Annotated in this window: 22 protein-coding genes; 9 read left to right on the top strand and 13 right to left on the bottom strand. The window is 29.6% G+C overall.

Features of this window, described 5'->3' with window-relative positions; all coding sequences use genetic code 11:
* Positions 1–47: 47 nt before the first annotated feature.
* Complete coding sequence (locus HMPREF1983_RS07805) at positions 48–2,240, bottom strand: bacterial Ig-like domain-containing protein (protein WP_021752787.1); 2,193 nt, start codon at positions 2,238–2,240, stop codon at positions 48–50.
* A 666-nt stretch (positions 2,241–2,906) separates the two neighbouring features.
* Between HMPREF1983_RS07805 and pdhA the strand changes: the two genes are divergently transcribed.
* The 8 genes from pdhA to HMPREF1983_RS02825 all read left to right on the top strand — a co-directional run bounded on the left by pdhA (position 2,907) and on the right by HMPREF1983_RS02825 (position 11,926).
* Positions 2,907–4,013: a pyruvate dehydrogenase (acetyl-transferring) E1 component subunit alpha gene (pdhA, locus tag HMPREF1983_RS02860; RefSeq protein ID WP_021752786.1), complete on the top strand. Its 1,107-nt coding sequence runs from the start codon at positions 2,907–2,909 to the stop codon at positions 4,011–4,013.
* Between the two features lies 1 nt (position 4,014).
* On the top strand, positions 4,015–4,992 hold the full coding sequence (locus HMPREF1983_RS02855; RefSeq protein WP_021752785.1) for an alpha-ketoacid dehydrogenase subunit beta: 978 nt from the start codon (positions 4,015–4,017) through the stop codon (positions 4,990–4,992).
* 18 nt (positions 4,993–5,010) lie between these two features.
* Positions 5,011–6,324, top strand: a complete 1,314-nt coding sequence (locus tag HMPREF1983_RS02850; protein WP_052526603.1) for a dihydrolipoamide acetyltransferase family protein — start codon at positions 5,011–5,013, stop codon at positions 6,322–6,324.
* Positions 6,325–6,326: 2 nt separating this feature from the next.
* Complete coding sequence (lpdA, locus tag HMPREF1983_RS02845; protein ID WP_021752783.1) at positions 6,327–7,736, top strand: dihydrolipoyl dehydrogenase; 1,410 nt, start codon at positions 6,327–6,329, stop codon at positions 7,734–7,736.
* Positions 7,737–7,912: 176 nt separating this feature from the next.
* Complete coding sequence (locus HMPREF1983_RS02840) at positions 7,913–8,962, top strand: PTS sugar transporter subunit IIC (RefSeq protein WP_021752782.1); 1,050 nt, start codon at positions 7,913–7,915, stop codon at positions 8,960–8,962.
* A gap of 69 nt (positions 8,963–9,031) precedes the next feature.
* A complete protein-coding gene (locus HMPREF1983_RS02835; protein WP_040460875.1) occupies positions 9,032–9,937 on the top strand; it encodes a phosphate acyltransferase in 906 nt (301 codons plus the stop codon).
* 2 nt (positions 9,938–9,939) lie between these two features.
* Positions 9,940–11,007: a butyrate kinase gene (gene buk / locus HMPREF1983_RS02830; RefSeq protein WP_021752780.1), complete on the top strand. Its 1,068-nt coding sequence runs from the start codon at positions 9,940–9,942 to the stop codon at positions 11,005–11,007.
* Positions 11,008–11,104: 97 nt separating this feature from the next.
* The gene (locus tag HMPREF1983_RS02825) at positions 11,105–11,926 is read left to right on the top strand and encodes a lipoate--protein ligase family protein (protein ID WP_021752779.1); all 822 of its coding nucleotides are present in this window, start codon (positions 11,105–11,107) and stop codon (positions 11,924–11,926) included.
* Positions 11,927–11,970: 44 nt separating this feature from the next.
* On the opposite strand, the gene HMPREF1983_RS02820 is transcribed toward HMPREF1983_RS02825, so the two are convergent.
* A complete protein-coding gene (locus HMPREF1983_RS02820) occupies positions 11,971–12,699 on the bottom strand; it encodes a DUF554 domain-containing protein (protein WP_021752778.1) in 729 nt (242 codons plus the stop codon).
* Between the two features lie 180 nt (positions 12,700–12,879).
* A complete protein-coding gene (locus tag HMPREF1983_RS02815) occupies positions 12,880–13,758 on the bottom strand; it encodes a LysR family transcriptional regulator (protein WP_021752777.1) in 879 nt (292 codons plus the stop codon).
* A gap of 276 nt (positions 13,759–14,034) precedes the next feature.
* On the opposite strand from HMPREF1983_RS02815, the gene recD2 reads away from it, so the two are divergent.
* Positions 14,035–16,362, top strand: coding sequence for an SF1B family DNA helicase RecD2 (recD2, locus tag HMPREF1983_RS02810; protein ID WP_021752776.1), 2,328 nt, complete (start codon positions 14,035–14,037; stop codon positions 16,360–16,362).
* A gap of 62 nt (positions 16,363–16,424) precedes the next feature.
* On the opposite strand, the gene HMPREF1983_RS02805 is transcribed toward recD2, so the two are convergent.
* From HMPREF1983_RS02805 to HMPREF1983_RS02760, 10 genes are all read right to left on the bottom strand, one after another.
* Positions 16,425–17,573, bottom strand: coding sequence for an MFS transporter (locus tag HMPREF1983_RS02805; protein WP_021752775.1), 1,149 nt, complete (start codon positions 17,571–17,573; stop codon positions 16,425–16,427).
* Positions 17,574–17,584: 11 nt separating this feature from the next.
* Complete coding sequence (locus HMPREF1983_RS02800) at positions 17,585–18,280, bottom strand: CPBP family intramembrane glutamic endopeptidase (RefSeq protein ID WP_021752774.1); 696 nt, start codon at positions 18,278–18,280, stop codon at positions 17,585–17,587.
* A 200-nt stretch (positions 18,281–18,480) separates the two neighbouring features.
* Complete coding sequence (locus HMPREF1983_RS02795; RefSeq protein WP_021752773.1) at positions 18,481–18,795, bottom strand: thioredoxin family protein; 315 nt, start codon at positions 18,793–18,795, stop codon at positions 18,481–18,483.
* 187 nt (positions 18,796–18,982) lie between these two features.
* Entirely contained in the window at positions 18,983–19,435 is a 453-nt protein-coding gene (gene lspA / locus HMPREF1983_RS02790) for a signal peptidase II (RefSeq protein ID WP_021752772.1), read from the bottom strand.
* 20 nt (positions 19,436–19,455) lie between these two features.
* Positions 19,456–20,097, bottom strand: a complete 642-nt coding sequence (gene nth, locus HMPREF1983_RS02785) for an endonuclease III (RefSeq protein WP_021752771.1) — start codon at positions 20,095–20,097, stop codon at positions 19,456–19,458.
* A complete protein-coding gene (locus HMPREF1983_RS02780) occupies positions 20,078–20,605 on the bottom strand; it encodes a DnaD domain protein (RefSeq protein ID WP_021752770.1) in 528 nt (175 codons plus the stop codon). Before HMPREF1983_RS02780 ends, nth begins: the two co-directional genes overlap by 20 nt.
* 2 nt (positions 20,606–20,607) lie before the next feature.
* Positions 20,608–21,894 (bottom strand): asparagine--tRNA ligase, encoded by a 1,287-nt coding sequence (asnS, locus tag HMPREF1983_RS02775; protein WP_021752769.1) that lies wholly within the window; start codon positions 21,892–21,894, stop codon positions 20,608–20,610.
* A gap of 142 nt (positions 21,895–22,036) precedes the next feature.
* Positions 22,037–23,893, bottom strand: coding sequence for an exonuclease domain-containing protein (locus tag HMPREF1983_RS02770; RefSeq protein WP_425402394.1), 1,857 nt, complete (start codon positions 23,891–23,893; stop codon positions 22,037–22,039).
* Positions 23,894–23,926: 33 nt separating this feature from the next.
* Complete coding sequence (locus HMPREF1983_RS02765) at positions 23,927–25,096, bottom strand: CCA tRNA nucleotidyltransferase (RefSeq protein WP_021752767.1); 1,170 nt, start codon at positions 25,094–25,096, stop codon at positions 23,927–23,929.
* 73 nt (positions 25,097–25,169) lie between these two features.
* Entirely contained in the window at positions 25,170–26,354 is a 1,185-nt protein-coding gene (locus HMPREF1983_RS02760) for an acetate/propionate family kinase (protein WP_021752766.1), read from the bottom strand.
* Positions 26,355–26,359 lie beyond the last annotated feature (5 nt).

Here is a 26,359-nt window from a genome sequence, read left to right as displayed (position 1 = left end):
TCAATATTTTAAGTTATTTTTCAGATTAATAGGTTATTAATTCTTATTTATTTTTTCTTAATCACCAATACAATGAGTAATATTCCCCATAATCCCGTCAATATAACATATAATGATATATTTGCAGTAATACCCGTCTTCGGTAAAGTTTTTGTATCCGATGAATTTTTATCATTTACAAATTTATTATTATCAGAATTAGGAATAAGTTTATTCTTTTCTTTAACTGTAACTATTGCTTTTTTAGTTACACTTGCTCTATTCTTATCGGTCACTTTAAATGTAATAGTGTATTTTCCTACTTTATTATTATCAAATCCACCATCATCTATAAGTTTTACATCTTTTGTTAGATCGCCATCTTCTTTATCTTCAGCAGTTACAACAAGACTCATCAAGTCAAGTTTTTCACCCTTATCAATAGTTTTGTCCTTAACTTTAAGCATAGGTACACTATTGATTATTTCTGATTTAGGATTTACCGTTATTGTTGCATTTTTTGTTACACTTGTTCCGTTCTTATCGGTTACTTTAAACATAATAGTGTATTTTCCTGCTTTATTATTATCAAATCCACCGTCATTTACAAGCGTTGTTATATTTTTAAGATCTTTTCCATCACTATCTTCTGATTTTACAATCAACTCTTTAAGTTCAATTTCATTTCCAATAGTAATGGTTTTATCTCTAAGTTCTAATATCGGCGGAATATTTATAGGTGTCGAATTTAAACTGTAGATAGCGTATACAATCATATCTTTATTTACAACAGCAGTACCTGTAAACTTAGTACCTTTTCCATCTTTTTGTGTATTCCATTCTTTGAATGTATATCCACTCTTAGTTGGATCTTTTGGCATTGATTCATTTGTTAAAGCATCATTATCGATAGCTTTACCTGCTTCCACCATAACGCTTGCAAGAGTATTATCACCATCTATAAAGGTTACCGTATTATTAGCAGGTTTGTTTACTTTAAAAGTATATGATATTAAATTAGGTTTATCTTGTGGTGCCCCTTCATTAAAACCTTTTGGATCTTGAACTGCTGCAAACGACCAATAAAGTCTTTCTGATGAATTTTCATGTCCAACACCTAATTCTTCATGAGAATTATGTTCCTTAGAGTGTAAGTAAAACTTTTCAGTACGTGAGGTCGCAAAATCATAAACTGCTGATGCTGTACCTTTAATACTTATTTCACTTTCCGGAACAGCTTCACTAGAAACACTCAACCCAGAAATACTAACACTTATATTATTTGTATTTATAGAATTTACTTTATCAACCAACTCTTGCCATTTATAAACCTTTGCTCTCTCATCTTTTCTCAGTTTAATAACTAGGGTATTTCCATCCTTTAAGACTGTAGTTGTAAATCCTTCTATGCCACTTACTTTTGCAGTTGGATTATCATTTATCGTTACTCCTTTTGGTATCTCTAGTGTAAACACTATTTGAGAATCGGACATAATAAATTGATCATGTAATTTTTTAGCACCTTCTTCTGAAATTCCTCCAATTTGCATTTTTGCCATTGCGTGAGAATTATAAAGTCTTTTAAACCACGGAGCACTCATAGAAAAGTTGAGATCTAATGAATCACCTTTTTTATATTCATCAATTTTTTTAGAATCGGTACTGTCCTTAGCTTTAATATCAGCTAAAACCTTTAATTTATTAAGCGGATCTACCGCTTCTTCCTCAGTTAAAGTATCTTTACCGGGTTTAAAATTAAATGGATTAAATTGTCCTTCCAAAATTTTAAAGGTTTGTTGTAAATATGGATTTTCTCCCGGATTGTCTTTAAATAAAAATCTATCCACCTGAGCAAAACCTCCCCAATTAGGAATAATCCCGAAATTATAAAATTCATAACCGCCAAAACTACCAAAATCTATGTGTTTTGCGTGTGAATTTATATCTGTTTCATCCGGTTTAAGTAAATATTTAGGAAGTGCAATTTTGAAATATGAGCTTTTAAAATTATCACTGCCCTCAATAGTTTCAACATCAACTGCTTGAAGATTTGACCAATAATTATCTTTTATTGCATCATTCAACTTATTGGTATAAACATCTTTATCAGAGTCATAATCAGCAAAGTACATTGAGGTTTCTCCATATTGGACAGAATCATCATAAGCAAATGTATTTACTGAGCAAACGAAAGATAAGACCAATATTAAACCACATCCAACAGTCATTACTTTTTTAAATTTATTTTTAAATATATTCATTTTGTTTATCTCCTATGATTAAAACCTAACAATAGTCTACCTATTTATACATACATTAACCACTAATAAAAACTCGCATCACAAAAAGACAGAACTACAATTTCTGCCTACTTATCTAGCGATTGTTCTTAAATTTTCGTCATTTGTCAACTCCTTCATAAACTATTTAACTATATTATAACAAATAAACCGTTTTCTTTCCAGAAAAACAATAATACAAAAGAATACTAATATTTATGAACAAATTGAAAACGTTAGAAATTAAAATTTTTATCGTTTTGTAATTATTCAAAAAATAAATTTTATATACCCCAATAATATTTTTTATAATTATATTACTTGAAACAGCTGCTGGAAAAAGTGTAAATTTCAGGTGTGAAAGATACATGTGCTAAATAAGGATATTAACTCCGGTAAAAATATGTCTATAAATAATAAATATTACTTATTAAGTTAAGAAAATTTAATACATATAAATATTAAAAATATTTAACAATTTATTTATATATATCACTTCTTATAACTAATATATAACACATTTCCAATATGAGAACTATTAATTTTATTAATACTTATATTAAAAAATACAATTAGAAATTTTTATATAAATAAAATATAATAAAGATATAAGGAATCGTTTTCAAATATAACAAAGGAGTGAGCATTATGAAAATTGTAAACAAAGGAACTTTTGCTTTTGAAGATTCAATTACACAAGCAGCGAAACTGTTTCCAATGTATCAGGTTTTAAATGAAGATGGAGAAATCGTTAACCCCGATTTATTTCCTGATGTAAGTGATGAAAAACTTGTTGAATTGATGAAAGTATTAATTTTCGGAAGAACATATGACGAACGTGTCATTATTCTTAATCGACAAGGTGCATTAGGTAATTATCCACCTGCCGGTGGTCAAGAAGCAAGCCAGCTTGCTACAACATTTGCATTGCAGGATAATGATTTTTTAGTACCTACCTACCGTGATATTCCGCCGTTATTATTACGTGGACTGACTCTTGAACAAGCATTTTTGTGGTATAAAGGTCATATTAGATCAAATCAATATCCAGAAAGTATTACTGCATTTTCTCCACAAGTTATTGTAGGCGGTCAAATGCCACATGCAGCCGGTGTAGCATTCGGTAAACGTTTAAAAGGTGAAAAAAATGTTGTATTAGCATTCTGTGGTGATGGTGGTTCATCACAAGGAGATTTCTACGAAGGTTTAAATTTTGCAGGTGTTTATAATGCACCATTAATAACTATTTTACAAAATAACGGTTACGGTATTTCAACTCCAACATCAAAACAAACAAAAGCACTTACCTTTGCACAAAAAGGTGTTGCTGCCGGCATCGCTTGTATTAAAGTAGACGGAATGGATCCGCTAGCAATGTATTCCGCTGTGTTAAAAGCACGTGAATATGCCATTGAGAATGGGCCAGTATTAATAGAAGCATATACGTACCGTTTAGGACCACATACCATGTCAGATGATCCTACTCGTTATCGTAGTGATGAAGAAGTAGCCGAATGGCAAAAAAAAGATCCGCTTATAAGATTAAGAAAATATCTTGAGAAAAAAGGATTGTGGAACGAAACTATGGAAGAAGAAACCGTTGAAGACGTAAAACGTCAAATTAAAGAAGCTATGGTTAACATTAACAAAGCCGAAAAACAAAAAATATCAACATTCTTAGAGTATATGTTCGAAGTACCGACTCAAAATATTAAAGAACAAATTGAAATTTATAAACAAAGGGAGGCGGAGTAACATGACTGAAAAAACTATTGCACAAGCTGTAACAGAAGCATTAGATTATAAATTAGCAACCGATGATAAAACTATTATCTTTGGAGAAGATGTAGGTAAAAATGGTGGCGTGTTCCGTATCACAGACGGTTTGCAAGCAAAATATGGTGATAAACGTGTTCTTGATACCCCACTTGCGGAATCAGGAATTTTAGGATTATCTATAGGGCTTGCCGCTGAAGGATTTAGACCTATTCCTGAAATTCAGTTTTTAAGTTTTATTTTAGAAGGATTTGATGCGGTTTACTCTCAATTATCACGTTTTAGATATCGTTCAGGAAATACTCGTAATATGCCGGTAACTATCCGTTCTACTTTTGGAGGCCCTGTGCATACTCCGGAATTACATTCTGATAGCTTAGACGGTTTATTAGCACAAATTCCCGGATTACGTGTTGTTGTGCCAAGCAACCCCTACGATGCAAAAGGCTTACTAATTTCTGCCATTGAAAGTAACGACCCTGTTGTTTTTTTAGAACATCTAAAAATGTATCGTTCAATTAAAGGTGATGTTCCGGAAGAAGCTTATCGTGTTCCATTAGATAAAGCAAGTGTTGTAAGAGAAGGTACTGATGTATCTATTATCACTTATGGATTAATGGTTCATTACAGCTTGCAAGCAGCTGAAGAATTGGAAAAACAAGGTATTTCGGTAGAAGTTGTTGATTTACGTACAGTATCCCCTATTGATATGGAAACTGTTATCACCTCCGTGAAAAAGACCGGTCGTGTTATTGTTGTTCAAGAATCACAACGTCAGGCAGGAATTGCAGGGCAACTGTTATCTGAAATTGCTGAACGTGCATTTATGTATTTAGATGCTCCTGTTGGACGTGTTACATCACCGGATACGACATTTGCGTTCGGTTTAGCAGAAGATTACTGGCTACCTACTCCGGAAGATATTATAGCAAAAGCTAAAGAAACATACGATTTTTAGTTGAAAGGAGGGAAAATTATGATTTATTCATTTGTTTTACCGGATAGCGGTGAAGGATTACATGAAAGTGAAATTATATTATGGGGATTCAAAGAAGGCGAAACGGTTAAAGAAGACGATATTTTAGTAGAAATACAAAGTGATAAAGCTGTTATCGGTTTGCCATCACCTGTCACCGGTACTATTAAAACAATATATGCAAAAGAAGGAGATATAGCTAAGGTTGGTTCGGTTATCGTTGATATAGAAACTGAACATGTACCTGACAATTCCCCAGAAGAAAAACAAAACAATAAAGCAGAAAAAATAAATATTCCTACTCCGGTATCATCTAAAAAGGATAATAATAATAATAATGATATTGATATCCGTTTGTTAGCCATTCCGCGTGTTAGAAAATATGCACGTGAAAAAGGTGTAGATATCCGCCTAGTACCCCCGACCGGCAGACGTGGGCTAGTTACAATTAAAGATATTGATAATTATTTAAGCGGTAGCAACCAAGTAACGATAGATAAGCATTCAAGAGTAGATATTAGTCCGGAAGCAGTTATTGAAGATATAAAACCTGCTGTTCAAGAAGAAATATACTCACAAATTTCTTCTATTCCTACATATAAAGAACGCACCACACGTGTTCCAATGTCCGGTATTCGCAAAGTAATTGCCAAAGCAATGGTTTCAAGTAAGGCAATTTCTCCCCATGTAACAGTGTTGGATCAAGTTAATGTTGAACGATTGGTAGAACACAGAAACTCGATAAAACCACTCGCTAAAGATAGAGAAATAAAATTAACATATACAGCATATTTTATTAAAGCTGTTGCCGCTACATTGGCAAAATTCCCGGAATTGAATGCTTCTATTGATAATGAAAAACAGGAAATTATTTATAAGAACTATATTAATGTTGGTGTAGCAACAGATACTAAACATGGATTATTTGTTCCAAATATTAAAGATACCAACCATAAAAGTTTATTTACTATAGCCCGTGAACTGGAAAAAAATACAGAATTAGCGCATACAGGTAAATTGGGTCGTGATGTACAAACTGATGGATCAATGACTATAACTAATGTTGGAGCAATCGCTACCAGCGGTGTATGGGCAACTCCAATTATTAATCAACCGGAAGTTGCAATTTTAGGTTTTGGACGTTTTGAGGAAACATTTATTCCGGATGAAAACAAACAACCAAAACTTGTTCCTATGTTAAAACTATCATTCTCATTTGATCATCGTATAGTAGATGGCGGTACAGCACAACGTGCATTAAATACAATTAAAGAATACCTAGCTAATCCTGAATTATTATTGGTGGAGGGATAAGTATGGTAGTAGGAAATTTTATTCAAGAATTAGAAACAATCATTATTGGCGGTGGACCCGGTGGGTATGTAGCTGCTATTCGTCTTGCACAACTTGGTCAAAAAGTTACTCTCTTTGAAAAAAATAAAGTTGGCGGTACATGCTTACACCGTGGATGTATTCCCTCTAAAGCATTAATTTCAGTCGGTCATCAATACGAGAATACTAAAAACACTTCAAGGGGTATTAAAGCCGATAATGTTACTATTGATTTTTCACTTACACAACAATGGAAAAATGAAGAAGTAATAGGTTTGTTACATAATGGTGTTAAGAATTTATTAAAGAAAAATGGTGTAGAAGTAATCTACGGTGAAGTTAATTTTGTTAATAATAATACCATTAGTGTTATTTTAGATGAATTCCACAATAATACCTATCATTTCAAAAATGCTATTATTGCAACAGGAACTGAACCTATTGAAATTGAAGGTTTTAAATTTAAAGATCGTATTCTCAGTTCAACAGAAGTATTAAATCTAACTGAAATTCCGAGTTCACTTGTTGTTATTGGTGGAGGGTATATCGGAATTGAACTGGCAGGAGCATATGCTACACTTGGTACAAAAGTAACAATACTTGAAGGAACAGATAAAATATTGCGTGTCTTTGAAGATGATATTGCCAATGTTGTTATAAATAATCTCAAATCAAAAGGTGTGGAAATTATTACCAATGCTCATGCTGAAAATTCAGAAAGCAGTGATACATCTGCACTCGTTAATTATTCAATAGGTAACGAAAAATACTCTATTTCAGCAGATTATGTCCTTGTTTCTGTCGGTAGAAAACCTAACTTTGAAGAATTAGGTTTAGAATATGCCGGTATAGAGTTAGATAGTAAAGGTTTAATACGTGTTGATGAACAACGACGTACTACTGTAAAACATATTTTCGCTATCGGTGATATTGTTCCCGGTCCTACACTTGCACATAAAGCTATGTATGAAGCAAAAATAGCCGCTGAAGCATTAGTTGGAGACAGCACCGCTGTTGTAGATTATTTCAGTATTCCTACTGTATGTTTTACAACGCCGGAAATAGCACTTGTCGGATATACTAAAGAACAAGCTAAAGAACATGGTTATGATGTTGTTGTCGGTCAATATCCTTTCGGTCACAATGGCCGTGCATTATCTATTGGACAAAATCAGGGATTCGTCCGCATAATTGCATTAAAAGATACCAACAAGCTAATAGGTGCTGCTATTGTTGGTCCCGGTGCCAGTGATTTAATTGCGGAATTATCTCTCGCAATAGAACAAGGATTAACCGTTGATGATATTTCCTTAACTATACATGGTCATCCGTCATTGAATGAAGTAGTTGTTGAAGCGGCGGATATGATATTGAAAAAAGCTATTCATGGATAACTCCGGAGAATTTAGGGGGGATTATCCCCCCCTTCTCTTTCTTACATAATTAATATTAATATGTTTATGTAAACTTTATGGTATATTTATTACAAATTTTATACAAAAATACAATTTTGTTTTATAATATTTAACAAGTATTTTTACTACTAAATATTTATAAGGAGGTTACTGTTATGGAGGAAAAAGTAACGTTTAAAACATTTATTATGAATGTACTCAATGGTATTGCTTTAGGTACTGTTATTTGCTTAATACCCGGTGCATTACTAGGTGAATTATTAAAACCTTTAGTCAAAGCATATCCAAGTTTATCGTTTTTATCAATGTCAACAACAATATCTAATGCCGTTATTGGTCTTGCATCCGGTGTTATTATAGGGATGATGTTTAAGTTTACACCTATACAATCTATTTCCATCGGATTAGCTACACTTTACGCAAGCGGTTCTATTGTTTTAACACCTGATAAAACAGGACTTATGTTAAAAGGTACCGGTGACATTGTTACTATGATTTTTACAGCAGCATTAGCTACCGCTTTTATACTATTAATCGGTGATAAAACTAAGAATTATGCAGTATTGATACTACCTCCATTGACACTGGTCGGTGTTGGTGGTATTGGTAGATATACACTGCCTTTCTTTTCAGAATTGACTAGAATTCTTGGAGACGGTATTAAACATTTACTAACACTTCAACCCATTCTACTAACAATTCTAATTGCTATTATCTTCGCTTGTTTAATAATAACACCGATTACTTCTGTTGGCGTTGCACTCGCTATTAATATTGACGGTATTGCTTCCGGTGCTGCTAACCTTGGTATTTGTGCTTGTGGTTTTACCCTTGCAATTGCAGGATGGTATGTTAATAGTAAAGGTATTAGCTTAGCACACTTTATCGGTTCACCTAAAATTTCAATGGCAAATGTTCTTGCTAAACCAAAAATTATGCTCCCTGTTATATGCAGTGCCGCATGCACCGGTGTTCTAGCAACATTCTTTAATATTAAAGGTACTGCAATGAGTGCAGGTTTCGGTTTTAGTGGATTTGTAGGGCCACTGGCACACCTAAGTACTACTAATGGAGGAATTTTTGAGATAATTAAAACCTTTCTGATTTTTGCAGGAGTACCAATTATCACAGGATATTTCTTTGTTAAGTTATTTACAAAAATTATTCCTATTATTAAAGAAGAAGACTATAAAATTAATTTATAATATAATGCACCTAATATCAACAATAAATTCTGTTTTTATTAGGTGCATTTTTTACAAGGAGATTTATGTATGATAAAAAATTTTAAAGAAATTGATGAATTATTAAAAAAAACTGTAGCAACTCCAAAAAAAATTGTTGTCGTTAAAGCCGGTCAGAAACACGCATTACAGAGTGTTTTTGAGTTTGCACGTGCAGGATATTTAACTCCTATTCTAATTGATTCTAAGGAAACCATTATCAATATACTTTCCTCTATTGATACTGAAAATATTTCATATGAAATTGTTGATGAAGCTGACGATACTTTGGCTGCCAAGAAAGGTGTTGAATTAATAAAAAATAAAAAAGCCGATTTTTTAATGAAAGGTCAACTTAATACCGCAACATTACTTCGTGAAGTTGTTAACAGTAAAACAGGTATTCGAAACAATGATGTACTTTTTCATTTAGCACTTTTGGATATTCCAAATTATAATAAATTGCTTGGTATCACAGATGGTGGTATGCTCCTATTTCCAACTGTAGAACAAAAAAAACAAATTATTTCTGGTGTGACTGATATTTTTACAAAATTAGGTTATGAAAAAACAAAAATCAGTTTATTATCAGCCGCAGAAAAAGTTAACCCTAAACTGCAATCATCCGTTGAAGCTGCTGAAATAGCCGAACAATATAAGAGTAACACAGATATTATAGTTGAAGGTCCTCTATCATTAGATATATCACTTAATAAACTTATCGCCGAAGAAAAAGGATATACCGGTATTATTCAAGGTGATGCAGACGTGTTGCTGGTACCGGATATTGTTTCAGGAAATGCTGTATCTAAATCATTTATTCTAATGGCAAACGCTCAAATGGCAGGTCTTGTGCTTGGAGCAACCGTGCCTATTGTTTTAACATCGCGCTCTGCTACTGAAATAGAAAAAAAATATTCATTAGCACTCGCATTACTTGTCAGTGGAGGTAAATAAATATGAAAAAAATATTTGTTATTAACCCCGGTGCAACTTCGACTAAAGTTGCTTATTTTGAAGATGAAAAACAAATATTCGGAACTGAACTCACTTATAATATTGATGATTTAAAAGTATTTAAAACAGTTTTTGAACAACTTGATTTACGTTTTAAAGACATTAAAAATATTATTAATACCCATTTAACGAATATTAACTTTGATGCTGTCGTTGGACGCGGAGGACTTTTACCACCTGTTGAAGCCGGTGCTATAGAAGTAAACGATGAATTAATTGATTGCTTGAAAAATAGACCTATCTTAGAACATGCTTCTAATCTTGGTGCTGCTCTTGCAGACAAAGTTGCTAAGGAATTTGGTTCTATATCTGCAAAATCATTTATCTATGATCCCGTTACTGTCGATCAAATGGACAATATTGCACGTATTTCCGGTTCTTCTTTAATAGAACGAAGTAGCACCGGTCACGCATTGAATATGCGTGCAGTTGCCAGAACGATAGCTAAAACTCTTAACAAACCGTATGAAGAAAGCAATATAATTGTTGTACATGTTGGTGGCGGTGCCAGTGCTAGTGCACATAAAAAAGGCCGTATGATAGATGTTATTTCAGATGATGAAGTAATGTTTTCAAGTGAACGTACGGGTGGTATTCCTCTGAAACAATATATCAAACTGTGTTACATGTACGATAAACAAACCGTTACCGAACTAACTCGAAAAAAAGGTGGTCTTGTTTCGTATTTTGGCACAAATGATGCACGAAAAATACATGAATTGATGAACAATGGTGATGAAAAAGCGTTATTGGTTTTAAGAGCTATGGCTTATCAAATTGCTAAAGCTATTGGAGAATTAGCAACTGTTTTAAAAGGCAACGTAGATGCAACTGTACTCACAGGAGGGATTGCTCATTCTAGTTTTATTGCAGAAGAAGTACATGAACGTGTAAAATTTATTGCACCGTTTTTCACCGTCCCCGGTGAAAAAGAAATGTCTGCACTCGCTAACGGTGCACTACGTGTTTTAAATGGCGAAGAAACAGCTCAAATTTTTAAAGAAAAATAAATTATTTATCTTAATCAGGCTGATAATTATATTGGCTTGATTTTTTATTTTTGATATAATAAACATGTAACAAAATAATTTCATTTTTGGAGTCAATATGCTTAAACTGTTAACAAACAAAAAATTTAATATTTTTAAAACAATAAATATTGTAAATCCACTTATCCCAATTGCAACCGATGAAATGTTTTTAAGAACCAAACTGTACGATAATGAATGTATATTACACATATATACATTACCTAATTCAGCTATAATCGGTACTCCTGACACAAGAATTCCATTCTTTTATGAATCGCTTTTTACGTTTTATAGAAATGATATGATACCTGCTGTTAGAAATGTCGGTGGTCTTGGAATTATCGCTGACACCGGTATTTTAAATTTATCTATTATTATGACAAAACCCAAAGAAAATTTTTCAATCAATGAAGGTTATTTTCTTATGACTGATTTTGTTAAAGCTATATTCCCCGAAGGAAGTAAATCAATAAAAGCATATGAAATTAAAAACTCATATTGTCCGGGAGATTTTGATCTGAGCATTAACGGAAAAAAATTTGCAGGTATTGCCCAACGGAAAATAAAAAATTCTGTCGTTATCTCTATTTACATAAGCCTGTTTGGTAATCAAAACCGACGTGCCGATATTATGAAAGAATTTTATGACATCGGAATTGCTAATCAACAAATTAATTACAATTACCCCATTATTAAACCTGAGTGTATGGATACTTTAGAAAATTTGCTTGGAATTTCTTTAACAGTAGAAGACATTTTAAAACGTATTAATAAGGTTTTAGCTTCTTTAAACATTGTTATAAAAGAAGGAATTTATACTGCCGAAATGTTAAAAAATTATGAACAAATTTTTATTAAATTAAAAGAACGTAATGAATATTTTTTAAAGCAAAAATAAAAATGGACCGATTCAAAAGCCCATTTCTTACAATATATACATAATCATATTAAGTGCAAAATCACATTAACCCACAACCAACTGAGCGGCATAACGATAACCATCGACGGTATCATATCAGCAACCGGAAACATTTTAACTTTAATTATTCTAAAACCTGTCGCAACCATCAAAAAACCACCGCATGCTTTAAAATCAGCAACCATATCCGGTGTTGTTAACGGTACAATAAATCCAGCTGAAAAATATAAGCAAGAAAAAATAACTAATTGCGGTACAGCAACAAGTGATACAATGTAACCAAAGTTACAGGCAAAAATTGCAGCTGTAAAGAAATCTAAGACAGATTTAGCAATCAATAAACTGGCATCTCCCGTCATTCCTTCATCAAGACTACCATATATACCTGTACCGCTAGCACAAAAAAGTACAATCGCCGTAATTAACACTGTTAATGATTCTATTTTCGATATTGTATTTTTACGTGTAGGTATAATTTTAACCATTGCCTTTTGTAATTGTGCACAACCACGATATATCCATTCACCAAGATGAAATATAATTCCCAAAATTGTACCGAGAATTATTGCAAAGATCACTGCCGGCATATATTTCATAAGTCCTATTGCTGAAATTCCCATTCCAATTGAGCATAATCCAAAAATTAGATTAAGTTGTTCTTTAAACTGTTCAGAAAACTTATTACCAAATAATGCCCCGACTATACCACCGAGAAAAATTGCCGCCGTGTTGATTAACACTCCTATCGGCATACTACCCCTCTTTTCTATATTAAATAATTTTATTCACAACTACTATTGTAACACGTATTAAAAAAGATAACAATATTTTTATAAGTTAGTTTTTATTAATAAAAAATTTATATTTATTTACATAATTTATTTTATGTAAATACTATCTTTGCATTAAAAATTTTTTCTCCTTTATTTTCTCTATTTCAATATAGACTCAATAAACAACTCTGCCATTTCAGAAATTTCTTTATCCTTTCTATGTGCGACACCAATAAAATACTCTATATCCTCTTCCAACGGTATCCACTTAACATCGGAAAATTTCCCAATTTCCTCAAATTCCGCAGGTAATAGCACCATACTGTTAAACGTAAGAACACTTTTTACAAGAACTGTCCAATTATCATCAGTAAAAACTATATTAGGATCAAAACCATATTCACGACACTTAATATATATTTCATTACCTAAAACATAACTTTTAGATAAAGAACTTAATTTTTCATTTTTAAAATCTGCTATAGATAATGAACTTCTATCAGAAAGATGATGATTTTTTGGAAGTACAACCGCCGCCTTATACGAACCTTTTTTCTTTTCTATTTTTTCCATAATAATAGAATTCTCATACTGAGGAAATGACAATAATCCAATATCCAACTCATCATTCGCAACCATATGCTGTAATTTTTTAGAACCATGTTGTATTAAACGTAACTCAACCTTAGGTTGTGTAGCAATAAAATTTGAAATTTCATCCATATACTGTATAGCAAAAAGTACAGTAAGCCCTACTTTTAATACCGTTTGATTACTATTATGAAAATCATTCATTTTCTCTACAACTTTATTATAATTTTTTAATAGCTCTTTTCCGCTTTCATAAAGTACCCTTCCACTTTCAGTAAGTATTAACTGTCTATTGCTTTGTTTAAATAACACTGTTTCAAATTCTTTTTCTAATTTTTGTATAGCAAGCGATAATGTAGGCTGTGTTACATAAAGTTCTTTAGCTGCCAATGAATAATTTTTTTTATCAGCTACAGTAACAAAGTAATTAAGCTGTCTTATGTCCATATATTCTCCCTCCTATTATTCTTTACACTGTTATTATAACAAATTATATTTTTATTCGCCACTGGTTTTAGCGTTAAACTATACTTACAATATTATTAATATAATTCAAAATTTTATATGTCATTTATTTTGTGTACTACTTTTAATCTTTTTACCATATATACTTTAATTTAATATATCTATTAAAATTATAACTATCATCATTAGCTATTTATAGACTTTTTATCTATTATGTATTATTATAGTGTTATTACTTAGTTTATTAGGAGTTAGATAATGAAAACTGTTGAAGGATTTTTAAATAAAATAATTTTTCATAACGAAGAAAACAATTATTACATTCTTTCTATATTTTTAAATGATAATTACGATTTTATTAACGGAGATTATTTCAGTGTTGTTGGAACATTCCCCGATATTAAATTTGAAAATGAAGTGCTTTATATGTTTAAAGGAGAAATTATCGAACACCGAAAATATGGTAAACAACTTAGCGCTATCGTTGCCGAACCCATTATTGAAAAAGATAAAGAAGCTATAATTTCTTATTTATCAAGCTCTATTTTTCAAGGTATCGGGAGAAAAACTGCTGAACATATTGTTGATATTCTTGGTATTGAAGCACTTGACAAAATTTATAATGATAGAGATTCTTTGTATAACATTAAAGGTATCACTAAACAACGAAAAGATGTTATCTATTCTACTATTATCACTAATAAACAAACTCAAGATGTTATTTTGAAACTTAATGAATATAATCTTAGTAATAATTTAATTTTAAAAATCTATAATTTTTATAAACATAACACGATAAAAACTATAACCGAAACACCATATTCTCTTATACGAGATATTAAAGGGATAAATTTTAAAACTGTTGATAAAATTGCTGAAATTAATGGGATAGCTGCTAATGATAAAGAACGTATTTTGTATGGTTTTATTTATACAATAAATACATTTTGTTTTTCTACCGGAAATACTTACATTATGAAGAATAGTTTGCTATATAATACCTTTAATACACTTTATGCATCACGTGAAGAAGTTTTAGCTAAGGAAGATATTGTAAACTCTTTGAACTATGCACTTGATTTAGGAAAACTTATCGAACTTGATGATAAAATATTTTTACCTGAAATATATTATTCAGAATACTCTATTTATAGTGATATTGAAAAACGTCTGAAACGAGAAAACACTATTAATTTAGATGATAAATTATTGGAAACATATATCAAGGAAGTGGAAGAAGAATTAGATATTGAATATGATATTGTACAAATTGCTGCAATAAAAAATTCTATTCTAAATAATGTTTCTATTTTAACGGGAGGTCCCGGCACCGGAAAAACAACTATTATTCTTGCAGTAATAAAAATTTTTCAAAAAATAAAAAACTATGATCTTAGTGATCTATTAAACGAACATAAAAATATTCTGACACTTTGTGCACCTACCGGAAAGGCTGCTAAACGAATGGCAGAAAGCACCGGTTTCTACGCTTCAACGATACATAAAGCGATCGGTTGGACTAATGAAAACGAAAATATGGAAGAGTTTATTAGCGATAAAAGTATTAAGTCTGAACTTATTATTATTGATGAAGCCAGTATGATTGATGTTTTTCTAATGTATAATCTTCTTAAAATAATCAATTTTGATGCAAAAATTATTTTAGTTGGAGATAATGATCAACTTCCTTCAATCGCTCCCGGTAACGTTCTTAATGATTTAATAAACTCTAATACTATATCAACAGTTAAATTAAATAGAATTTTCAGACAAAGTGAAAATTCTAGTATTATAAATATATCCCATTCTATAAAAAATAATATTCCATTTGATGTACTTGAAAATTTCGATGATAAAGAATTCCTAATGGCTAATAAAAACGAAATCCTTGATGTAATAACTACAACTTATAGTAACTTATTAAAAACATCCGGAAAAGAAAAGATACAAATTATCGCCCCTATTTACAAGGGAATGGCAGGTATAAATGAAATTAATAAAACTATCCAAAATATGTTTAATAAAAACGAAATTTATATTGAATATGGAGAATTAATTTACAAGGTTGATGATAGAGTTATGCAACTTGTTAATCGCCCGGAAGATAATATTTTTAATGGTGATATTGGATATATCTATGATATAGTAAAAGAAGCCGGAAAATTTAAAATTATAATCAACTATGATGAAAACTTTGTTTCCTACGAAAAACAAGAACTTAATCAAATAACATTAGCTTATGCTTCTTCCATTCATAAGGCACAAGGTTCTGAATTTGATAATGTAATAGTACCTTTTATAGATTCTTACAATTTTATGTTAAATAAAAATTTAACATATACCGCTGTAACTCGTGCAAAAAAGAAATTAATTCTTTGTGGAAATCCTAATGTATTTTATAGATCTATAGAACCAACGAATACCATTAGCCGACAAACAGCTTTAGAATGGTTTTTTAAATATAATTCGTCTGGTAATGAATTTGATAATACATTTAGTGAAGATACTATACTAACTTTTAAAAATATTAATATAATAGATCCGATGATCGGTATGAATGATATAAAACCGGAAGACTTTCTATAGTCTTTCGGTTTTATTAATTTAATTTATATATTAATATTTTATAATATGATAAAAATTATTTTTTACTTCTCTTTTATTTTCATTGCAAATATTGTTCCGACTAATGCTATTCCTGCCGAAACATAAAAAACATATGTTGTACTAATATCCCACAATCCTCCCATGAGATAAAGCCCTACAGCCATACTTAGTTGAAAACCTATAGCCATATATAAATTCTGCATATCAATAATTTTTTTTGTACTAAATCCTTTATTTAAAAGCAAAATAAAAGCAATATGTGACATTGCAAATGTTATTGCATGAAAACATTGCATTGAAATAAAAACATAAATATTATGAAAAGTTCCCAGCATTGCCCAACGTATTACGCCACCAACTCCGGATAAAATAAAAAGATGAGTTGGTTTTATCTTACTGATTATATTTTTTGAAAAAATAAAAAACAATATTTCAGCTATTACAGAAATATTTAAGATTATTCCTGATAACCATTTTGTAGATATATTCATACTTTCTAAATAAATAGCATTATAGTTATTATAAGCTGTATGAGCTAGTTGATATAAAAAAATGGATATAATTAAAAATAAAGCATTTTTATCTTTTATTACCCATGAATATTGTTTTTCCCTTTTTACTCCTTCCTTTTCTACTTTAAGACTACTTACTAATTTTGGTTGTGGCAAAAACATAAAAATTAAATATATCAATACCAAGAATACTAGAATATAATATAGCACATTGTTACCAACATAACCAATAATACCACCAATTAATATTCCAACCAAGGTGAAACTAACAGAACCGTATGTTCTAACCTTACCATAATCAATATTTTCTTCTTTTAAAAACAGCGACGCAAGACTTTCCACCAATGCTGATACTGTGAAATAAATCATTCCAAATAAAAATGTTATTATAGTTAAAATACTTTTTTCATTTGTAAAACCATAACTTATTACTAGAACCAACCCCACAGCAACTGATATTTTCAATGTTAAACTTAGGCTGTATTTTTTTACTAAATAGGGACTTATAAAAATACCACTAAGAAATCTGGCAAAATATAACATTGAAAATATTGAACTTGCCTCTAAAACTGTTATATTTTTCGCACTCGTTAAATAAAGTATCCAAAATGGTAAAAATACACCATTTACTGCAAATTGCAAAAAATAATTTATGGATAACCATGTTTTTGATGACATAATTCTCTCCTCTATGCACCTAAAAATATTTGAACAACAACAACTAAAATATTCATAAATATATGAGCAACCATTGGAGTAATAATACTTTTTGTTAAAGTATATAAATAACTAAATACTATTGACATAACAATATAAATTAACATAAGTGGAGAAAACCCATCATGCGGAAGAGCAAACACTATTCCTGTTATTACTGCAGGTATAGTAAATCTTATCCACGATTTACTTCCAAGAAAAATGTCATAAAAATAACCAAAAACAGCTTTTCTAAAAAATAATTCTTCCATAATAGGTCCTAATACGGTTACATATAACACGAAAATTGGCATGCGTTTTATAATTTCTACTACATTACTGGTGTTTTTACTTGTGGTCTGGAATTCAAAAAATTTCGCTAAATATTGCAAGATATAATTAACAGCCCCCTGTAAAAACATCATTGCCATAAATCCTATAAGTCCTATTGTAAAAAGTATTAAAAAATTATACCTTTTTCCACTATGTTCTATGTCGTTCGTTATTTTGCAACTATACACTCCTAAAATTATAGTTGCAGCTATTGATAAAGCCAAAACAATATTCAATCTTGTGTAAACATTTATTGATGTTGGTAAAATACTCGGTATTACAAATACAGCCATAAAATAAATTAGACCGCTAATTAATAAATATTTAATATTACCTCTTTTAAACGAAATTCTCATATTACCTCCATAAATAAAAATTATAATATCAATTATAACAATGTTGTACTTTTAATTCAAATACTTTACAAGTAAAAGAAGTTGTATAATAAATACAGGTATGAAAAATGTACTAGCCTCCAAAACTTGGGCAAGTTATGGAGGGCTATTTATAAGGTAGGGTCGCTCCCGATATTTTTAATCATTTTAGTTAGTTTTAATTATCTCATTGGCTTTTCGACCTTATCCAAAATTTCATCTAAGCTAAAGTATCCACTTTTTTGGATAGATAGTTTCCCTTCAATATATACTTCTACAGTAGGTGCTGATAATATTCCACGTTGAGCTGCAATATTCATATTTTCTTCTAGTGAAATATAGTATGTTGCAATATCACTATTATCCTTATTCCAAATATCAATTCTATTTTTTATAGCATGGCATGGCATACAAGTAGAAGTACCGTACTGGATTATAATAATGCTGTTATTACTTATTATTTCATCTAAATTATGTTTTTTTGTGAAGTTTATCATAGTATATCTCCTCTTAATTTTTATTGATACTTAAGGAAATGAAGTTTTTACATATATTTCTACAGATTATTAGATTTGTAAAAAGTTCTCTAAAGTAAATCACAAATCAATAAATCACAACACTCAACTGCTATAAATTCTATATAATTTTTTAGTTTTTTGTTAAACATATCTTCATCATATTATATTAATTTTCTTCTTTATATATTTTTACAAGTAAAAACAATACCCCTACACAAATAAATGTATCGGCAAGATTAAAAATTGGAAAATCATATCCGAATAATCTAAAATCTAAAAAATCAATAACTTCATGACGCACTATTCTGTCAATAAAATTACCAATTGCACCACCTACAACCAGTGAAAAAGTAAGAACATCAAATTTAGTGATTTTTCGTCTTTGTTTATAAATATAATAAAAAAGAATAATTAAAAATATAAGTGTTGTTACTATAAAAAAGTACCTGCTATCTTGAAGTATTCCCCAAGCTGCTCCACGATTTCTATGAGAGGTAATATTAAAAAAATTAGTTATAATTTCTTTACTATCTCCTAAATTCATATCATTAAGAATGAAGTATTTACTAAGCTGATCTAAAAAAATAAAAATTATTGAAAAAATAATAATATATATCATACCGAACTCTCCTTGCTAAATTATTCAATTAATAATCTTTCCAATTCGGGATCTGTATCTTTTTCGCCACGTGCAGGTAATTTATATCTACCTAAATGTATCAGTTGATGATGGATTTTTCCCCAATCTTTCATGGGAAATATCTCCATTAATTTCTTTTCTACTTCCAGCGGTGTAGCGTTTATATCAACAAGTCCCATCAATTTTGTAACACGTTCTACATGTGTATCAACAGCAATAGCCGGTATTCCAAATCCGACAGAAAGGACAACATTCGCTGTTTTTCTACCAACTCCAGGTAACTTTATAAGTTCTTCACGTGTTTGTGGTATTTTATAATTATAAACATCCCTTAACATATTAGCCATACCCACGATATTTTTTGATTTTGCCTTATATAATCCCAAACTTTTAATTAATTTTTCTATATCATTAACTTTGGCATCAGCATAATCATCAATAGTTTTATATTTTTCAAATAATCCAACGGTAGCACGGTTAACGTACTCATCTTTACATTGCGCCGACAGTAATACAGCAATGATTAATTCAAGATTATTGGAAAAATTAAGCTCACATTCAACATTTGGAAAAACTCTATCAAGATATTTACTTACTTTTTTAGCTTTTTCGTTTAATTTTTTATTTGTTAAGCCAGTCATATCCCAAAATATTCTCGCTTTCTTCCGAATTTATCATTTCATTGTTAATTTTATTATTTAGAATACCATTTACATAATTAATATTTTTTGAAATGTTTAAAGCTTCATCAATTTCACTTTTTAAAAATTTTCTGTCAATCCAAGATGAAATAATATCAATTTCTCTTGAAGTCAACATTCTGGAAACAATACTCTCAACTAATTTTAGTAATTCTTTTAAAGTATAAAAATTATCTTCAGTATTAAAAATAATAAAACTAATTCTATTATTTTTTGCTAATTTAATAACTCTTTTTCTAAGTAAACTGTCCAACATAGAAAATATATCTTTTTCGGACATATTTAGTGCTACTGAAAATGAATTTACAGAAAATATTTTCTTCCCTTGCTCTGTTAAGTAATTTATCTGAAGAAGAAAAATTGCTTCCTCTCCAGATAAATTATAATTTTTGTAATTCATTAAAAATTCAGCATCAACCAATAGCCCATTAGTGTTAACATTTAACATAATTAAGGTGTAAGTCTATTTAATAGACGTGGGAATGGGATAGTTTCACGAACATGACCATTTCCTGTAATCCATGCTACAGTTCTTTCCAATCCAAGCCCAAACCCTGAATGTTCAACAGAGCCATATTTTCTAAGATCCAAATACCAACCGTAAGCATCCAAGTTTAAATCATGTTTTTTGATATTTTCCAGCAATTTATCATAGTCATCAATACGTTGCGAACCACCAATAATTTCCCCATAACCCTCAGGAGCAATAAGATCAGCACATAATACTGTACCTGGGTCAGTCGGGTCTTCTATCATATAGAAAGGTTTAATGTCTATTGGCCAATTAGTAATAAATACAGGTTTATTATAACTGTTTGCTATAAATGTTTCGTGTGGAGAACCGAAATCATCACCATATTCAATATCATCAAAACCATTATCTTTTAACAACTTAATAGCATCTTTATATTTAATACGAGGAAATTCACCACAGGCATTTTTTAAAGACTCTAAATCACGACCGAGAATTTTTAGTTGTTCCGGGCATTTTTCAATAACATCAGTAATTAAATGATTAACGTAAGCCTCTTGTAATGTTAAACTTTCATTATGGTTACAAAATGCCATTTCAGCTTCAATCATCCAAAATTCAATTAAGTGACGACGTGTTTTAGATTTTTCTGCTCTGAACGTCGGCCCAAACGAAAATACTTTACCGAATGCCATAGCAGTAGCTTCTAAATATAATTGACCGGACTGAGAAAGATAGGCTTCCTCGTCAAAATACTTTGTATTAAATAATTCAGTAGTCCCCTCAGGAGCAGATGAGGTTAAAATTGGAGGATCAGTTTTTAAAAATCCTTCTTTTTCAAAGAAATCATAAGTTGATTTAATAATTTGATTACGAACGGTTAAAATAGCATGTTGTTTTTTAGAACGTATCCAAATATGACGATTATCTGCTAAAAACTCTACTCCATGCTCTTTTGGTGTAATTGGATAATCAATCGCTTCCGAAATAATTGTAAAATCTTCAATTTCCAACTCAATACCGGATAACTCTCTATTATTTTCTTTAATTAGCCCTGTTACTTTCAATGAAGATTCTTGAGGTAAATGACGTAATTGTTGATAACGCTCTTCTCCTAAACTTTCTTTTAATGCAACAGCTTGAATAAATCCGGCACCATAACGTAATTGTAAAAATGCTATCTTTCCACTACTTCTCTTATTGGAAATCCAAGCACCAATTGTTACTTTTTGACCTAGTTTTTCTTTTAAATTATTGATGTTCAAACTAAACTCCTCCTTAAAAAATTACTTTTAAATATTTCAATCTTTGATTATAAAAACTAATAAAATTATAACATAAAATAATATTTTTTTAAATAATAACGGAATAATATCAAATCAAAATTCTTCTATATTTATATAATGATTAATATTCTAAATTTTTTAAAACAACTATAGAATCAAAAATATTTTTTAAATAACAATTATATTCTAAAATATCTTTAGTAGCATAGCAAACATACATTAAACGGTTATTTTTATTTAGATCAATATATAAATCTCTAAAATTATCTGTTGACGAAAAATTAATATATTTTATATAGGATTTTTTCTCACGTTCACTAAAATATAAGTCACGGTATTTATTACTTTCAAAAATATATAAAATTCTGCCTTGCATTTTATTAAACAATATTTCATTTTTATCGGAAACGTAACTAACATTTAATTTGTTTTTTATATTTAAATAATAATATTTTTTTGTATGAATCGAATTAATTATATATTTTATATTTTTGTCATTAACAATCTTTAAGTACAAGCTGTTCTCTTGGGTAAAATTATCAAATTTAAAACTATTTTTCGTATTTATTATTGCCTTATCCAAATTTAAAATAAAATTTTTAGTTATAGGAATTTTCAACTTACTATTACTTATCTCATCTTTAAGTATACCTATATCCTGTTTAATAAAATAAATACTGTCATTATATAAAAACAAACTTTCTGAAATATACATTTCATTTAAAAATTTAACCAAACTATCCAGATTATCACGAATATTTTTTAAATTTTTATTGCTAGGATTTTGTGATATAGCAACATTTAACTCTGTTACCACATTTTTATAAAAATAAAATTTTATATTTTTAGAATTTAATTCTCTTCCTAACACATTGGCATTTTCAAATATCAACTTATAGTTTTTAAAATATATATTTTTAATAATACTTGAAATATTACAATAATTTGTAATAATATTTTTACTCATTTGAGCTTTTTTATTCCTTATATCAAAATAATAAGATTTATGACTATTTGATAAATAATCCATAATCTCATCTAAAAATATTTTTTCAGAATTTAAAAGATTTAATTCCGAAAAATCGCCGGTACTTGTCTCCAATACCCAAACAATTAACTTTATTCTAAGATTGGCTAAATTATTATCCTTTTTCTTGGGTAAAAGTGAAAATATGTTAAGCGGAACATAAGAACTTTTATTTTTTAATATTTCATAGTTTTTTATTTTAAACATTTTGGCATATTCTTCTTCCGGAATTGCAGAGAAAAATATTTTTCCTGGTATATTTTTGTTTTTATTTGAATAATATACTTTTTTGAATTTCACTCCGGCATAAAAAATATACCCTATATTATTTTTCATAAATTTTCTTTTTGTTCTACTAAATTTTATAAACCAAATAATATCGGATTTAACAGCTGTTAATATTTTTAATATTTTATTATAATTTTCCTGTTCAAGAGAAGATATTTTTTTTGTTATTTTTTTTAACAAATTAGATGTAACTATAACATCCGTCTTTGCATTGTGATAATTATTTCCATTATAAAGATTTAATGAATTAGCTAAATCAGATAATTTATAACTACTTTCCATTGGGAAGAATAATTGTGATAATTTGACGGTATCAAACATTTTAGTCGGTTTATAATATATTCCGTTTTTAATAAAATGCTTATATAAAATTCCATAATCGGAGTCTAAACCATGACAAATTAAAATAGAATCCTTTATAAAATCATATATTTTATTTGAAATATCAGAGAATTTCGGTTTATTACTAAGTTGCTCATCAGTAATTCCTGTAAATTCTACAACAAAATTGGATAACCCTGTTTCAGGTTTTATATAATAGTTTACACTATCAACTTCAACAAAATTACTATCCAATTTTGCTGCAGCAAATTGAATTATTTCTTTTTCTTCCGTTAATTCAATATCCACAATACAAAAATTATTATTTTTCAAATTACTCACCTCTCTTTCATTATAAAATTAAATTTTATTTATCTATATTTTATCCTTTAATTTTAATAGAAAATCTATTATCCCCTTATTATTGTTTTGCAAATTATTCAATAAAATATTTACTTCAATTAATCTACTAACCTCTTTTATCCATGATCCGGGTTTTTTATTTATTATTTTTATTATTTCTTCTGATGTTATTTCTATTTCAGAAAAATTTAAAATAGGTAGATAAATGTCCTTTATTTTTTCAGTTGACATAATCTTAAATATGTCTACTATGAATTTAACATCTTCTCTTCCAAAATCATAAATCATTACTTCAAGAGGAGTTTTTTTGTCAAATTCCAATTTTATTTTTTTATATTTTTTAATTTTCTTTATTTCATTATTAGAAAGTTTTAATTTCTTTAACTCTAATAACTCTATATTATTAAAATACATTAACCAATATAAAGCTTGAGAAAAAGTAAAATCAGCAAAATCAGTATACTCTTCTATAAATTTAATAAAAGGAATATAACAACCTATTTTGCTACTAATAAGTTGTCCTAAAGCATTTTTATTACCTTTTTCCTGTAATAATTTTTTAAATTCAACTACCACTCTTTCTATAGAAACAAATTTAATTAATTCTTTATTTTTAACAATAGCATTATAAGTTTCATCTTCTATTTTAAATTCTAATTTAGAAGAAAAACGAAATGCACGTAACATTCTAAGTGCATCTTCATTAAAACGTTCATTTGGAGAATTTACAGTTCTAATGATTTTATGATTCAAATCGCTAAGCCCATTATGAAAATCATAAAGTCGTCCTCTTGAATCCAGTGCCATTGCATTAATTGTAAAATCACGGCGTTCTAAATCCTTTTCTAAACTGCTAACAAATTCTACTTTATCCGGAGAACGATGATTAGTGTAGTCTAATTCCGTTCTAAAAGTTGTAACTTCATAATAATTACCTTTGTGGAAAATTGTTACAGTTCCATGCTTGATTCCTGTATCAATAGTCCTATCAAAAATAGTTTTTATTTCTTCCGGCAATGCATTGGTCGTTATATCTATATCCGAAAATTCTTTTTTTAATATATAATCCCTAACACAACCACCTACAAAATATGCTTTAAAGTTGTTATTTTCAAATATTTTAAGAATTTCAACAGCTGTATTAAATTTTTCTTTAAATAATTCATTACTATATTCTAACACAATTCACCTGCTTTTCATATTTATAAAATTAAAAGGCCGGAGTGAAAGCCCCAGCCTACTAAAATATTGCTATTTATTTAGATAAGTTATAAGTATCTCTAGCAATCATTACTTCTTCATCTGTTGGAATAACAAATGCTTTTACTTTCGAATTAGGTGTAGAAATCTCTGCGACTTTACCACGTACGCTGTTTTTCTCTTTATCAACCTCAACACCTAAGAATGATACGCCCTCAAGAACTTCTTCACGCACCCAAGTTGCATTTTCTCCAACACCTGCGGTAAAGACGATAGCATCGACACCATTCATTGCTGCTGCATATGCCCCAATATACTCTTTAATTCTTGTAATATATACATCAATAGCTTCAGCTGCATGTGGATCAGTATCTCTTGCAACTTCTACATCACGTAAATCAGATGAGATAGCTGAAACACCTTTAAGTCCTGATTCAAAATTGAAAATATGGACGATTTCTTCTAATGAAAGACCGGTTTTTTGTGCAATATAAGGTATTGTCGCCGGATCTATATCCCCTGTTCTAGTTCCCATAACCAATCCTGAAAGCGGTGTGAATCCCATAGAGGTATCAAACGATTTACCGTTTTTAATAGCACAGATTGATGCACCGTTTCCTATATGGCAAGAAATAGTTTTTAATTCTTTAGGATCTTTACCTAAAATTTCAGCAACTTTTTGTCCAATATATCTATGACTTGTTCCATGAGCACCATATTTACGAACACCATATTTTTCATAAAACTCTCTAGGTACTGCATACATGTAAGTAGATTTTGGCATGCTTTGGTGGAACGCTGTATCAAATGTTAACACATTCGGAACTCCCGGTAATTCTTTTTGGAATGAACGTACACCTTTAATATTTGCCGGATTATGCAAAGGTGCTAAATCTTCAATTGAATCAACTTTGGCTAGTTCTTCATCAGTTACCAGTACAGATGAATCGTAGAATTCTCCACCATGTACAACACGGTGTCCTACACCTTCAATTTCTTTAACATCTTTTACTATCCCTTTTGATATTAATTTTTCTAGCAACATTTCTATAGCTGTATCATGATTAGGAATATCCAATATTTGTTTATCTTTTTCTCCGTTAAACTCAATAGTAAAGATACTATTTTCAATTCCTATTCTTTCTACTAATCCTTTGGTAATAACTTTTTCTTCAGGCATTTCAAATAATTGAAATTTAAGAGATGAACTCCCCGAATTTATAGCTAATATCTTTGTCATAAGTG

The organism is Gemella bergeri ATCC 700627 (assembly GCF_000469465.1).
Lineage (GTDB): Bacteria > Bacillota > Bacilli > Staphylococcales > Gemellaceae > Gemella > Gemella bergeri.
This window is presented reverse-complemented; position numbering and strand designations above follow the sequence as displayed.